Origin of the sequence: Roseococcus sp., assembly GCF_965227005.1 — a bacterium.
GTDB lineage: Bacteria > Pseudomonadota > Alphaproteobacteria > Acetobacterales > Acetobacteraceae > Roseococcus.
Genome location: NZ_CBDDFJ010000006.1, coordinates 176,525 through 189,237, shown reverse-complemented (window position 1 = coordinate 189,237; position 12,713 = coordinate 176,525). Strand labels below are relative to the sequence as shown.

At 68.4% G+C, this 12,713-nt stretch carries 11 protein-coding genes; 7 read left to right on the top strand and 4 right to left on the bottom strand.

What is annotated here, in order from left to right; translation table 11 throughout:
* Nucleotides 1–72: 72 nt before the first annotated feature.
* Both ACO057_RS02910 and ACO057_RS02905 read right to left on the bottom strand, forming a co-directional pair.
* The gene (locus tag ACO057_RS02910) at nucleotides 73–720 is read right to left on the bottom strand and encodes a TetR/AcrR family transcriptional regulator (protein ID WP_421988847.1); all 648 of its coding nucleotides are present in this window, start codon (nucleotides 718–720) and stop codon (nucleotides 73–75) included.
* A gap of 53 nt (nucleotides 721–773) precedes the next feature.
* Nucleotides 774–1,808: a Bug family tripartite tricarboxylate transporter substrate binding protein gene (locus tag ACO057_RS02905; RefSeq protein ID WP_421988846.1), complete on the bottom strand. Its 1,035-nt coding sequence runs from the start codon at nucleotides 1,806–1,808 to the stop codon at nucleotides 774–776.
* A 244-nt stretch (nucleotides 1,809–2,052) separates the two neighbouring features.
* Between ACO057_RS02905 and ACO057_RS02900 the strand changes: the two genes are divergently transcribed.
* The 4 genes from ACO057_RS02900 to ACO057_RS02885 all read left to right on the top strand — a co-directional run bounded on the left by ACO057_RS02900 (nucleotide 2,053) and on the right by ACO057_RS02885 (nucleotide 6,660).
* Nucleotides 2,053–3,645: an ABC transporter substrate-binding protein gene (locus tag ACO057_RS02900; protein ID WP_421988845.1), complete on the top strand. Its 1,593-nt coding sequence runs from the start codon at nucleotides 2,053–2,055 to the stop codon at nucleotides 3,643–3,645.
* 119 nt (nucleotides 3,646–3,764) lie between these two features.
* Nucleotides 3,765–4,565, top strand: coding sequence for a DUF72 domain-containing protein (locus ACO057_RS02895; RefSeq protein WP_421988844.1), 801 nt, complete (start codon nucleotides 3,765–3,767; stop codon nucleotides 4,563–4,565).
* A 160-nt stretch (nucleotides 4,566–4,725) separates the two neighbouring features.
* Nucleotides 4,726–5,721 carry a tripartite tricarboxylate transporter substrate binding protein gene (locus ACO057_RS02890; RefSeq protein WP_421988843.1) on the top strand — a complete coding sequence of 332 codons (996 nt, stop codon included), beginning with the start codon at nucleotides 4,726–4,728 and terminating at the stop codon, nucleotides 5,719–5,721.
* 75 nt (nucleotides 5,722–5,796) lie between these two features.
* Nucleotides 5,797–6,660, top strand: coding sequence for an isocitrate lyase/PEP mutase family protein (locus ACO057_RS02885; protein WP_421988842.1), 864 nt, complete (start codon nucleotides 5,797–5,799; stop codon nucleotides 6,658–6,660).
* 136 nt (nucleotides 6,661–6,796) lie between these two features.
* Here ACO057_RS02885 and ACO057_RS02880 read toward each other — a convergent pair whose 3' ends face one another.
* Nucleotides 6,797–7,243, bottom strand: a complete 447-nt coding sequence (locus ACO057_RS02880) for a hypothetical protein (protein ID WP_421988841.1) — start codon at nucleotides 7,241–7,243, stop codon at nucleotides 6,797–6,799.
* A gap of 79 nt (nucleotides 7,244–7,322) precedes the next feature.
* Here ACO057_RS02880 and ACO057_RS02875 point away from each other — a divergent pair, with 79 nt between their 5' ends.
* The 3 genes from ACO057_RS02875 to ACO057_RS02865 all read left to right on the top strand — a co-directional run bounded on the left by ACO057_RS02875 (nucleotide 7,323) and on the right by ACO057_RS02865 (nucleotide 11,533).
* The gene (locus ACO057_RS02875; protein WP_421988840.1) at nucleotides 7,323–7,976 is read left to right on the top strand and encodes a cytochrome b/b6 domain-containing protein; all 654 of its coding nucleotides are present in this window, start codon (nucleotides 7,323–7,325) and stop codon (nucleotides 7,974–7,976) included.
* A complete protein-coding gene (locus ACO057_RS02870) occupies nucleotides 7,973–8,761 on the top strand; it encodes a molybdopterin-dependent oxidoreductase (protein ID WP_421988839.1) in 789 nt (262 codons plus the stop codon). Before ACO057_RS02875 ends, ACO057_RS02870 begins: the two co-directional genes overlap by 4 nt.
* A gap of 312 nt (nucleotides 8,762–9,073) precedes the next feature.
* On the top strand, nucleotides 9,074–11,533 hold the full coding sequence (locus tag ACO057_RS02865) for a PepSY domain-containing protein (RefSeq protein WP_421988838.1): 2,460 nt from the start codon (nucleotides 9,074–9,076) through the stop codon (nucleotides 11,531–11,533).
* A gap of 350 nt (nucleotides 11,534–11,883) precedes the next feature.
* Here the strand turns inward: ACO057_RS02865 and ACO057_RS02860 are convergent, their stop codons facing one another.
* The gene (locus tag ACO057_RS02860; protein ID WP_421988837.1) at nucleotides 11,884–12,504 is read right to left on the bottom strand and encodes a hypothetical protein; all 621 of its coding nucleotides are present in this window, start codon (nucleotides 12,502–12,504) and stop codon (nucleotides 11,884–11,886) included.
* Between the last annotated feature and the right edge of the window lie 209 nt (nucleotides 12,505–12,713).

Below are 12,713 nucleotides of genomic sequence, written 5' to 3'. Positions count from 1 at the left end.
GCTCTACCGACCGTTCGGTCGGGAAGCTAGAAACATCCGGGGCGGCGCGCAAGCCACCCCGCACTCCTTATATCAACGCTTTCGCGTCGCGGTCTTCGGCGCCGGCATTCGGATACCATCCACGATCATGTCGCAGAACTGATCCGCCACCTGAGCGGCCGTCAGCGGACCGTCAGGGTCGTACCACCGCGCCATCCAGTTGACGCTGCCGAGCACGAAGCGACCGGCCAGGCGCACATCCGCCACCTTGATCTCACCGCTGTCGATTCCCGCCTGCAGGATATCGCGCAGAAGCTGCTCATAGCGGTCGCGCCAGCCGATGCGCTCCTTGCGCGCGCGGGCCTTGGGATCGCTCCAGAAGGCCGTCGATCCGGCGATCCAGGCCCAACGGAACTTCTCGAAGAAGTTCGCTGTCTCGATGAGGAAGACGCGCAGGCGCTCCAGCGGCGGCTTTTCCGGATCGTCATGCTTGGAGACGTGAACGAAGATCGACTTGGTCGTTCCCATCGCCAGCGGGCGCAGGATCGAATCCTTGTCCGGAAAGTAGTGATAGAGCGTGGCCTTGGAGATGCCGCACTCGGCCGCGATGTCGCGCATGGACACGCCGTCGAAGCCTCTCTGGGCGAAGAGGCGGCAGGCCACCTGGAAGATCTGCACGATCCTCCCCTGCAGCGGGTTTCCGGTACTGTCGAGTTCGAGAATGTCAGCAAGGTCGTCCATGCCCCGCGATGACACGCCTCCCGCCCGATCCGCAAGCTTCTCCACGCGACGGATCACCCAGCCGAAAGCCCGGCCTGACGGATGACCGGCCCCCACTTCTCCACCTCGGAGCGCAGGATGTCGCCCAGGCCTTCCGGCGTACTGGAAAGCGGCGGGCTGCTGCCGGCCTCCTTCATGCGCCGCGCCAGGCCGGGATCGCCGAGGACCTTCACCAAAGCCGCATTGAGACGCTCGATCATCGGACGGGGCGTGCCGGAGCGCACGCAGATGTAGTTCACGACGCCCACCTCGAATCCCGGGATCGTCTCGCCGATGGTCGGCACGTCGGGCAATTCGGGATAGCGCTGCGGGCTCGTCACGGCGATGGGGCGCAGGTTCCCCGCCTGGAGATTCGGGATCATCACGGCATAGGTGTCGATCGACATGGTGACCCGGCCGGCCGCCACGTCCTGCACCGCCTGAGACGTGCCGCGATAGGGCACATGCGTCATGCGGACGCCGGCCTGCATGCAGAGCAGCTCACCCGCAAGATGGCTGCCGGCGCCGGTGCCCGCGCTGGCATAGGTCAGCTCGCCGGGCCGCGAACGCGCCAGGGCAATGAGCTCCGCCATGTTGCGCGCCGGCACATCCTTATGGACGGCAAGGAGATAGGCGCCGCGCGTCAGCAGGCTGACGGGCGAGAAATCGCGGTCGGAATCATAGGGCAGGTTGGGCATCAGGAAGCGGTTGGTGATGAGCGGGCCCGGCGTGCCGTAGAGCAGGGTATAGCCATCGGCCGGCGAGGTCGCGACGGCGGCCGTGCCGATGGTGCCTCCGGCGCCGCCGCGATTCTCGATCACGATGGGCTGGCCCAGCGCGGCCCCCAAAGGCTCGGCGATGAAACGCGCCGTGATGTCGGCGCCGCCGCCGGGCACGAAGGGGACGATCATGCGGATCGGGCGGTTCGGATAGCCGTCCTGGGCGCGGGCGGCCGAGGCCAGGAGCGCGGGCGCGGCCAGCCCACCCCATATTGCGCTGCGGCGTGACAGGGCGCTGCCGGTCGGCAAGGATGAGGGACGTGCGGTCGTTCCGCGGATGCGTGACGTCATGGTTTCGTTCCCTTGGCGGCCATCCGTCTGCGCGGGCGGCGGTAGAACCCGAGAGACTGACCGGACGGTCGGTCGGGTTCCGACATCGACCATATGTCGGGCCGTTCCTTTCCGCAATCGGCTATCTGCGCCTTGCGGACGAAGCCGACCCAGCCTAGTTTCCGCCCTCTCAACCGATCGGTCGGTCGGTTTTCAATTGCATATAATCAATACGCCGAAGGGCGTCGTTCGGGAGGGAATATCGATGCGGAACCTCATGGGCAGGTCCTTCATCCGGCGGGCACTGCTCGCCACCGTTGCGGGCCTGGGTTGCGCGGCCGGCGCCGTGGCGCAGACACTGACCATGGGCGTGGGCTCCCCGATCTCCTCGCTCGACCCGCATTATCACCAACTGCGTTCCAACGGCGAGATCGCCCAGAGCATCTTCGACACGTTGGTGGTCACCGATGCGCATGCCCGCCTCCATGCCGGAATGGCCGAGAGCTGGCGCGCCCTCGGCGCCGAGGGCTGGGAATTCCGGCTGCGCGAGGGCATCCGCTTCCATGACGGCACGCCCTTCACCGCCGACGATATCGCCTTCACGCTGGAGCGGATCCCCACCGTCACCGGACCCGGCGCCTCCTATTCGGCGCTCATCCGGCCGGTGAATCGCGTGGAGGTCGTGGATGACCGGACCATCCGCCTCTACACGAGCGGCCCCTCCCCGCTGCTGCCGACCTATCTCACCCAGGTGGTGATGCTCAGCCGCAAGATTCACGCCGGCGCCACCACGGCCGATTTCAACAGCGGCCGCGTCGCCATCGGAACCGGGCCCTTCCGCCTCACCTCCTATTCGAACAACGACCGCATCGTGCTCGCGCGCAACGACCAGTATTGGGGCGAGAAGCCGCATTGGGCCGAGGTGAACTACCGCATCCTCACCAACGACACGGCGCGCACCGCCGCGCTGCTGGCCGGCGACGTGGATTTCATCGACCAGGTGCCGACCAGCGACATCGAGCGCATGCGCCGCGACAGCCGCTTCCGCGTGGCCCAGACCACGAGCCTGCGCACCATGTATCTCACCATCGACGGCACGCGCGCGGCCCCGGTGCCGGGGCTGGCCTCGAGCGCGGGCGCGGCAATGGACCGCAACCCGCTGGCCGATCTGCGCGTGCGGCGCGCGCTGTCGCTGGCCATCGACCGGCGGATGATCCAGGAGCGGGTGATGGAGGGTTCGGCGCTGGCCACCGGCCAGTTCATGCCGCCGGACAGCTTCAGCTACATCCCCGACTTCCCCGTGCCGGCCGCCGATCCCGAGGCCGCGCGGCGCCTGCTGGCCGAGGCGGGCTATCCGCAGGGCTTCCAGATCACCCTGGCGGGCTCCAGCGACCGCTACATCAACGACGCCCGGGTGGTGCAGGCGGTGGGCCAGATGTGGACGCGCATCGGGGTCCGCACGACCATCGAGGCGCAGCCTTATGCGAGCTTCATCGGCCGTGCGACGCGGCGCGAGGCGCCGGCCAATCTGCTGAGCTGGGGCAATTCCACGGGCGAGGTCTCGGTCCTGCTGAACTCGGTGCTGCGCACGGTCAATCGCGAGCGCGGCCACGGCTCCTCGAACCGTATCCAGTACTCCAATCCGGAGCTGGACCGGATGATCGGCGAGGCGGAGGTGGAGCTGGATGCCGAGAAGCGCGAGGCGCTGCTGCAACGCGCGACGCGGACGGCGCTGGAGGATTATCCGATCATGCCGCTGTACCTCCAGAACGCGATCTGGGCGATGCGGTCGAGCCTGACCTATGAGGCGCGGTCGGATGAGCGGAACGATCCCGCGACCGTGCAGCCGGCACGTTGAGGCACGCGGCAGCTTGTTCAACGCCGTGGCCACCACACATCCTCAAGGTCGCTTCATCGGCAGCAGGGAGCTAAGTCGCAGGCGGGGCCTTCCCTGAGCTGCGACCATCGGAGGAATGCATGGCCCAGGGCAGGATCTATATCGGCATCGGCGGCTGGACCTTCGAGCCCTGGCGCGGCGTCTTCTACCCGGAGGGCCTGGCGCAGAAGCGCGAGCTGGAATACGCGGCCAGCAAGCTCACTTCCATCGAGATCAACGGCACTTTCTACGGATCGCAGAAGCCCGCGAGTTTCCAGAAATGGCATGACGAGACGCCGGATGACTTCATCTTCTCGCTGAAGGGAACGCGCTACACCACGAACCGGCGCATCCTGGCCGAGGCGGGGGAATCGATCGCGCGCTTCCTGGGCAGCGGGCTGCTGGAACTGAAGGGCAAGCTCGGCCCCATCAACTGGCAGATGGCCGCGACCAAGCAGTTCGATGCGCAGGATTTCGAGGCCTTCCTGAAGCTGCTCCCGCATGAATTCGAGGGCCATGCCCTGCGACATGCCGTCGAGGTCCGGCACCCCAGTTTCCAGACACCCGACTTCGTCGCGATGATGCGCGAGCACGGCGTCGCGATCGTCACGGCCGGCGATTCCGAATTTCCGCAGATCGCCGATGTCACCGCGGATTTCGCCTATGCGCGGATCATGGGCACCCAAGAGGAGGAGCCTCTCGGCTATCCCTCCAAGACCCTCGCGACATGGGTCGCGCGCGCCAGGGAGTGGGCGGCGGGCAAGGCTCCGAAGGGGCTGGAGACCTTCGGCACGCACAAGCCCGACGGAAAGGCGCGCGACGTCTTCCTCTACGTCATCAGCGGCCACAAGGTCCGCAATCCCGCCGCCGCCATGGCGATGATCGGTCAACTCACCGGATAGCGAACAGCGACCGTCCTCTCCCCCGACCAAGGCGGGCGGTAGCGCGTCACCATGCTTGCAGCGCAGGGAACGCCTCGTCACACTGGCGCCAACCGCTGACCGGCATCCCCTCGCGACTTGCGACGGGCCGCCGGGACAAGCAAAAATCGGGGAGACCTCTGTGACGTCGCACCATTCAGCCCTGCCGGCTCTGTCCCGCCGCGCGACCCTTGGCCTCGGACTGGCGGCCGGAACCGCCGTCGCGGCCCGCGCGGCCGATTACCCGACCCGCCCCATCCGAATCATCGTGCCCTACACGCCCGGCGGTTTCACCGACCTTTCCGCCCGCCTCGTCGCGGAGCCGCTCGCGCGGGCGCTGCGCCAGCCCGTGGTGGTCGAGAACCGGCCGGGGGCCAACAGCATCCTCGGCGCCGGCGTGGCGGCCGCGAGCCCGGCGGATGGCTATACGCTGGTGATGGTCCTGCCCGCGCATGCGGCCAATGCCACGCTCCAGGCGGGCAAGATGCCCTTCGATCCCGTGACGAGCTTCGCGCCGATCACGGTGGTGGCGACGTCGCCGGTGGTGATGGCGAGCGGCAAGCACCTGCCCGCGCGGAACTGGCCCGAATTCCTCGCCTATGCCCGGGCGCGTCCGGGCGCGATCACCTATGGATCGAGCGGGATCGGCTCGACGGCGCATCTGGCGATGGAGCTGCTGCAGATCCGCACGGGGCTGCGCATGGTGCATGCGCCCTATCGCGGCACGCAGCCGGCGCTGCAGGATCTCATCGGCGGCAATATCGGCGCGATGTTCGACGTCGATTCAGCGCTGCGCCCGCAACTCCAGGCAGGCAATATCCATCCCATCGGGGTCGCGGCCGCCCGGCGCGCACCCTTCGCCCCGGATATGCCGACCTTCGAGGAGCAGGGCATCGCCGATTTCACCGTCACCACTTGGTCCATGCTGCTGGCGCCCGCGGGAACGCCGGCCGACATCGTGGAGCGCATCTCGAGCGAGGTCGCGAAGATCGTGCGTGAGCCGGCGATGACCGCGCGCCTTCTGGAGATGGGGCTGATCGCGGAAGGGCGCAGCCCTGCCCAGACGGCCGGCTTCCTGCGCTCGGAGGTGGAGCGCTGGGCCGGCGTCATCCGCACGGCGAATGTGACCGTCGAATAGACGCGGAAGCACCGGCTTGGTGAAGGCGGGGTTCGGCGATAGCGTCCTCATAAGGAACACCTCTGAGGAATCGCCATGACCGCCCCCGAACGTATGCGCGCCCTGTTGGCCAAGCCCGATTTCGTCACCATGCCCGCCGTCTGGGACGGCCTTACCGCCAAGCTCACCGCCGAAGCCGGCTTCGCGACCGCCTTCCTCTCCGGCTCCTGCGTGGCGGCCAGCCGCCTCGGCGGGCCCGACCTCGACCTCATCTCCTTCGGCGAGATGTTCGACAGCTTCAACATGGTGCGCGGCGCCGCGCCCGACCTGCTGGTGCTCGCCGACGGCGATCATGGCTACGGCAATGCGATGAACGTGCAGCGCACGGTGCGCGCCTATGGCCGCGCGGGCGCCGCCGCGATCCTCATCGAGGACAAGATCACCCCGCGCGAGCTCACCGCCGCCGGCAAGCCCTGCCTGTCGCGCGAAGAGGCGCGCATGAAGGTCCGCGCCGCCATCGAGGCCGCGAAGGATTCGGGCATCCTGGTCATGGCGCGCACCGATTGCCGCCCCACCCAGGGCATCGACGAGGCCGAGGCGCGCATCCGCATGTTCGTCGAGGAGGGCGCGGATATCCTCTTCCTCGACAGCCCCGCCGATAACGACGAGTTCCGCCGCGCGGTCATCGCGGCGCAGGGGCGGCCCTCCTTCGCCGTACTCTCGCCGGGACCGGGCCGCGCCATCCCCAATCGCGAGGAGGCGATCGAGATCGGCATCAAGATTGGCACCTATCCGACGGGCATGCTCTCGCCCGCGACCGCCGGCCTGAAGGCGGGCCTGGCGGCCCTCGCCGCCGGCGCCGCGGAATCGCCGATGGCCCTGCCCCCGGCCGAACTGCGAACGACGCTGGGCTATGGCGATTACGACACCGCGGCGAAGGCCTTCCTCCTCAAGGGCTGACCCGGCGGACCGGGGTGGGGCTCGACCCCCGCCCCGTTTGGCGGCGATCACGATCCAACACGCTTAGGCGCCTTCGGCGTGAGGAACCGCGCTTAACCGCGATGGAGTTAACGCGCGTCGAGCGCGATCCCGGCGATCAATTGCGCGCGAGGCCCATACGCACGAGCGTGTCCGCGGGCAGCAGTTCCAGCTGCGCGGGGGCGTCGGGCAAAGCGCGGAGTTGCGCCGGCCCCAGATCTTTCACGACGACCAATCGGCCGAGCAGAGCCATCGCCTCCATCGGCACCACGATCCGGCGGGTACCCAAGCCCAGGAAGCCGCCGTGCTCCAGGAGAATGCCCAGCTTGCCGTCCGCGCCGCGCGTCGTGGCGACGACATGGCCGAGCACCGCCTGTTGCTGCGTGTCCTCGATGACGGTGCGGCCCACGAGATCGCCCACGCGGACCGGTTGCGGAAAGCGCGCCTGCGCTGCCTCGCTGCGCAGGCGCTCGGCCGGCGCGCCACCCGCGACATGCGCGCCTTGCGCCACCGCAAGGCCCGGCAGGATCGTGGCCATGGCCACGAGCACAAGGTTACGCCGCATCGATGAGCCTCCCATGTAATCCTCTTCGCTGGCGGATGGCATCGTGTAACCATGGCCTCATTGCCATCGAAGAATAAACATGGCCCACGAACCGGCGGCATATCGAACGACTGGCCGCGGCACGCGCCGCCTGCACCCCTGGCCCGTGCGGATCATGCACTGGACGAATGCCGCAGCGATGATCGTGATGATCCTCTCGGGCATCGGCATCTATAATGACGAGGCCATTCTCGGTTGGGTCTTCTTCCCGCACTGGCTGCTGCTCGGCAGCTGGGCGGCGGAGCACCTGCTCTGGCACTTTGCCGCCATGTGGGTGCTGGTCTTCAACGGCCTCGCCTATCTGCTCTATGGCCTGATCACCGGGCGTTTCCGCCGCAAGCTGCTGCCGATCAGCGCCCATGAGGCGGTGAACGACGTGCGCGACGCGCTGCGCTTCAAGCTCGCCCATGAGGATCTGACCGCCTACAATTCGGTGCAGAAGCTGCTCTATATCGGCGTCATCCTGGCCGCGATCGTGCAGGTCCTGTCCGGCGTCGCGATCTGGAAGCCGGTTCAGTTCTCCGGGCTGACGGCGCTGTTCGGCGGCTTCCAGGGCGCGCGGCTCGCGCATTTCCTGGGCATGGCCGGCATCGTCGGATTTCTCTTCGTGCATGTCGCCCTCGCACTGCTGGTGCCGCGCACGCTGGCGGCCATGGTGACGGGCGGTCCCGTGGTTCCGGAGGAACGCGCATGACCAGGCCCCTCTCCAAGTCGCGCTTCCGTCCCGGCAACGCGCCCGACGCCACCATCCTGCAGGAGCACGCCCCGCTGCTGCGCGACATCGAGCGGCGCGGCGTGCTGCGCGGCAGCCTCTCGCTCGGCGCGCTGGCCATGCTCGGCGGCTGCAGCCCCAAGGATTCGGAGACGATCCAGGCCACGCTGCGGGCCGTCTCGCGTTTCAACGATCGCGTGCAGGCCTGGCTCTTCGACCCCACGAAGCTCGCGCCCACCTATCCGGAGTCGATGGTGCTCAAGCCGCCGCGCTTCAACGCCTTCTACGAGGTCGGGGACGTGAACCCGGTGGACGCCGCTACCTGGAAGCTGGAGCTGGCCGGCCGCATCGCCGAGCGCCAGCCCTGGACGGTGCCGCAGATCATGGCGCTGCCGGAGCAGGAGATCATCATCCGCCACATCTGCGTGGAGGGCTGGGACTATATCGGCCAGTGGTCGGGCGTGTCGCTGCGGCTCTTCCTCGAGCGCGTGGGCGCGGATCTCTCCTGCCGCTACGTCGCCTTCCGCTGCGCCGACGGCTACTGGGGCAGCATCGACATGGCCAGCGCGCTGCATCCGCAGACGTTGCTCGCCACGAAATACGCGCGCGAGGCGATCGCCGACCCCTTCGGCTATCCGCTGCGGCTGCGGACGGCGGTGAAGCTCGGCTTCAAGAATCCGAAATGGATCACCTCCATCGAAGTCACCAACGATTATCCCGGTGGCTATTGGGAGGATCGGGGATTCAACTGGTTCAGCGGCCTGTAGGCCGCTGGAAAACGACGTCGCTCACGTCCGGCCCTGGCCCCCGCCACGAGGGTGGTCCGCCTTGCCGATCCACAGAATCCCAGCGGATTTCGCGCGCCGCGCCGCGCGATCGAGGCACTGCGACGCCAATTGCTGATTGCTTCATGCGACCGATGAAATGTCCTGGACGGTTCGCGTTAATGCGATGCGCTTCGGGCGTCAGCAACGATCGGCCAGCGAGCGACCACAACGCTTGCTGCACTGCACATGTGCAATTAAGAACCATTCTTAACAGATGCGGTCGCCCGCCGTCATCGCCTGCCCGTGTGTGCCATGATCCGTTCCTTCCTCTTCACGCTGCACTGGTTCATCGGCATCACCGCCGGCACGGTGCTCATGGTCGTCGGCATCACCGGTGCCATGATGTCCTTCGAGGACGAGCTCTTGCTGGCGCTCAATCGCGGGGTCATGACCGTCGAGGCCAGGGCCGAGCCCGTGCTGGCCCCCGAGGCGCTGGTCGCGGCGCTGGCGCCGCAGAGGCCGGGCCGCGTCACTTTCCTGGTCCTCCAGGCGGAGCCGGGCCGCGCGGTGCGGGCTTCGGTGGTGCCGCCGGTCGCGGAGGGCACCACGCAGCGCGGGACCGCCGTCTGGCTCGACCCCTATGACGGCCGTATCCTGGGCGCCGGCCGCGGCGAGGCCACCTTCCGCTTCATCCGCGAGATCCACCGCTGGCTGGCCTGGGGCGACATCGGCCGGAGCATCACGGGCATCTCGGCCATCTGCCTCGTCGTTCTCGCGGCGAGCGGGCTCTATCTCCGCTGGCCGCGCCGGCCGCTGGACTGGCGCAACTGGTTCGCGCTGCGCTTCGCCCTGCGCGGACGCACGCTCTTCTGGGAGCTGCATTCGGTGCTCGGCACCTGGGTGCTGCCGCTCTACCTGCTCGCCGCGCTGACGGGGCTCACCTGGTCCTACACCTGGTATCGCGACGCCGTCTGGACACTGGCCGGCGTGCCGATTCCGCAGCGGGCCGGGGCGGCTGCCGACGGCGGTGGCGGTGGTGGCAGGGCGCGGCCGCAAGGCCAGGCGCTCGACCTGGGCGCCGTGTGGGCGGCCTTCGGCACCGCGGTACCGGGCGGCTATAGCCGCGTCATCCTGCGGATGCCGGCGCAGCCCGGCCAGCCGCTGCGGGTCACCTATCTCGACCCCGCCCCGCCCAACAGCCGCGCGACCAACACGATCACCCTCGCCCCCGACGGGCGCGTGCGCGAGCATACGCGCTACGACGCGATGCCCCTCGGCCACCAGCTCGTGACCGCGCGGCTGGCGCTGCACACAGGCGAGTATTTCGGCCTGGGTGGACGCATCGCGATGGCGGTCGCCGCTCTGCTCATGCCGCTCTTCGGCGTGACGGGCTGGCTGCTCTACCTCGGCCGGCGACGGCAGAAGCGGGCGGCGAAGGCACTGGCGAAGCAGTTCCCCGTCCTGGCCGACGCGACCGCGCCACCGCTGCTGATCGCCTTCGCCAGTCAGGGCGGCACCGCCCATGCCATGGCATGGCAGACCGCCGCCTCGCTGCGCGCCGCCGGCGTGCCGGTACAGGTGGCTTCGGTGGCGACCCTGGGCACGTCCGACCTCGTGGCGGCCGGGCGCGTGCTCTTCGTCGCCAGCACCTTCGGCGAGGGCGAGCCGCCGGATGCCGCCCGGGCCTTCGCGCGCGGGATGGCGGCGCAGGACAGGGCGCTGGAGGGCGTCGAGTACGGCATGCTCAGCCTGGGCGACCGCAGCTACGCGCGGTTCTGCGGCTTCGGCCGCGCGCTGGAGGCCGCCCTGGGCCGACGCGGGGCCACGCCGCTCTTCGCCACGGTGGAAGCCGCGCGCGAGGACGCGCCGGCCCTCGCCCGCTGGCAGGACGCGCTGGGCACGCTCGGCGCCGCGCGCGAGGCGGCGCTGGCCTGGACGGCGGCGAGGCCCGAGGCCTGGCGCCTTGCGGCGCGGCGGCACCTCAATCCCGGCAGCGCCGGCTGGCCGGTCTATCACCTGGAATTCGCGCCGGAACCCGGCACGGCGGCGCAATGGCAGGCCGGCGACATCGCCGAATTCCATGTGCCGGCGGAAGCCGTGTCAGCGCAGGAGCGGGCGGCGGAGGCCGAGGGCGGTACCGATCTCGCGACGCGCTCCCGCGTCTCCGGCCTGGCGCCGCGCGACTACTCCATCGCCTCCGTCCAGGAGGACGGCCGCATGCACCTGCTGATACGCGAAATGCGCCATCCGGACGGGCGGACGGGGCTGGCCTCGGGCTGGCTGGGCGGAGGGGCGGCGATCGGCGACCGGCTCGATTTCCGCATCCGCGGCAATCCCGGCTTCCATGGGCCGGAGGACGACCGGCCGCTGATCCTGATCGGCAACGGCACCGGCCTCGCCGGGCTGCGCGCGCACCTGCGCCGGCGCGCCCGGCTCGGGCACCGGCTGAACTGGCTCGTCTACGGCGAGCGCAACGCGGCGCAGGACTTCCATCATCGCGCCGAGGTCGAGGCCTGGCGAGCCGAGGGCCTGCTGGAACGGCTGGACCTCGCCTTCTCGCGCGACCAGGCGTCGCGCCTCTACGTCCAGCACCGGCTGCGCGAGGCCCTGCCGGCGCTGCGCGCCTGGGTGGAGGAGGGTGCCGCCATCCTCGTCTGCGGCAGCGCCGAGGGGATGGCGCCGGCCGTCCATGCCGTGCTGGCGGAGGCTGTCGGCGCCGAGCGCCTCGATATGCTCGTCGCGGAGGGTCGATACCGCCGGGATATCTACTGATCCGGCGTACTCGTTAGCCTCTTAGCTACCTGTCTTCGACGTGACCGGCCTGCCGGCGGCAACCATCATAGGCGAGCTGCCCGTGGCCTCCGGGCGCGGTTCGAATTCCGATGAATCCGAGCGCCTTATCGTTACCCGCGGACAACTTCGCGGATCGTCGCGAACACGAAGCCCGGCTTGTCCTTCTAGCCGGCCGGTAGGGCCTTTGAGCTATCATGTCGGCGATGAGCCTGGGGACTGCCTCCTCCTACATGGAGCCGAGCGCCGGAATGGCCGTGGGGGAGGAGCGCCGGAAATTGGTCGTTTGGAACCGGTTTCGCACCCCTGCCTGCCTGCTCCGTCATGCCGTGTTACCCCAGAACCGAATGGACGATGAACTGGTCCATCTCGCCTTCGGGCAAATAGGGGGTTTGCCGCAAGGACACGGTACGTCCCTGGAAGCGCTCGTCGGCCTCATCCAGTGCGCGCACGCCGGCAACCCGGTCGGTGACGCAGACCCCCTCCACCGAAATGGCCAGCTTGTCGAACGCCGCCCCTGTGTTGGCGTAGCGCCCGGGGCCGCCATTCAGCCGTTCCAGCAGCACCAGAGCCTCCAGCGCACTGAGCGAAAGCATGTCCTTGCCATCAAGAAGAAGCGGGCGCTGCTTTTTGGCCGGCATGATCTCGACAAGACGGTCAGCCACGTAGCCCAGAACGAGGCCCGGATTGCCACGCGTTTCGGTCACGCTGTCAGCAGAAGGGCCACTTTCCGCATACACGGCGATTAGGGTCTGTTTCTCCTCTTCGCTCATCGCACCGCCGAATTTCTCCAGCGTATCGCGCAGAATATCGTCGGGAGCACGATTGTTCCCTCGCCCCGTCACGGCGCCATATGTATCGGACAGCGCGTCCACCTGCGCCGGAGACATACCAAATTTGAGCTTTCCCAGCCCCTTGCAGGGGAAAACCGTCCAGTCATCTGCTGCCGCCATCGTCGTGCTTCCTTATCTCCTAACGTAGGATGCCATACCTTTTGAGGCAGCTCGTATGGGCCGTAGCCTGGGCCATTGGCCCGTCATATTGGGGCGCCAGCACGCCCACCAAGCCTTACTTGCGTCCTCACGAGTTGCCGGTTCAAGGCCGGCCTCATGCAGGGAAGCAGGAAGGCTCCCGCTGAACCAGAAACAACACCGGGAATGGC

Coding starts and splice junctions, on each gene's coding strand:
- ACO057_RS02910 (WP_421988847.1), bottom strand. CDS start 720: ATGGACGACCTTGCTGACATTCTCGAACTCGACAGTACCGGAAACCCG.
- ACO057_RS02905 (WP_421988846.1), bottom strand. CDS start 1,808: ATGACGTCACGCATCCGCGGAACGACCGCACGTCCCTCATCCTTGCCG.
- ACO057_RS02900 (WP_421988845.1), top strand. CDS start 2,053: ATGCGGAACCTCATGGGCAGGTCCTTCATCCGGCGGGCACTGCTCGCC.
- ACO057_RS02895 (WP_421988844.1), top strand. CDS start 3,765: ATGGCCCAGGGCAGGATCTATATCGGCATCGGCGGCTGGACCTTCGAG.
- ACO057_RS02885 (WP_421988842.1), top strand. CDS start 5,797: ATGACCGCCCCCGAACGTATGCGCGCCCTGTTGGCCAAGCCCGATTTC.
- ACO057_RS02880 (WP_421988841.1), bottom strand. CDS start 7,243: ATGCGGCGTAACCTTGTGCTCGTGGCCATGGCCACGATCCTGCCGGGC.
- ACO057_RS02875 (WP_421988840.1), top strand. CDS start 7,323: ATGGCCCACGAACCGGCGGCATATCGAACGACTGGCCGCGGCACGCGC.
- ACO057_RS02870 (WP_421988839.1), top strand. CDS start 7,973: ATGACCAGGCCCCTCTCCAAGTCGCGCTTCCGTCCCGGCAACGCGCCC.
- ACO057_RS02865 (WP_421988838.1), top strand. CDS start 9,074: ATGATCCGTTCCTTCCTCTTCACGCTGCACTGGTTCATCGGCATCACC.
- ACO057_RS02860 (WP_421988837.1), bottom strand. CDS start 12,504: ATGGCGGCAGCAGATGACTGGACGGTTTTCCCCTGCAAGGGGCTGGGA.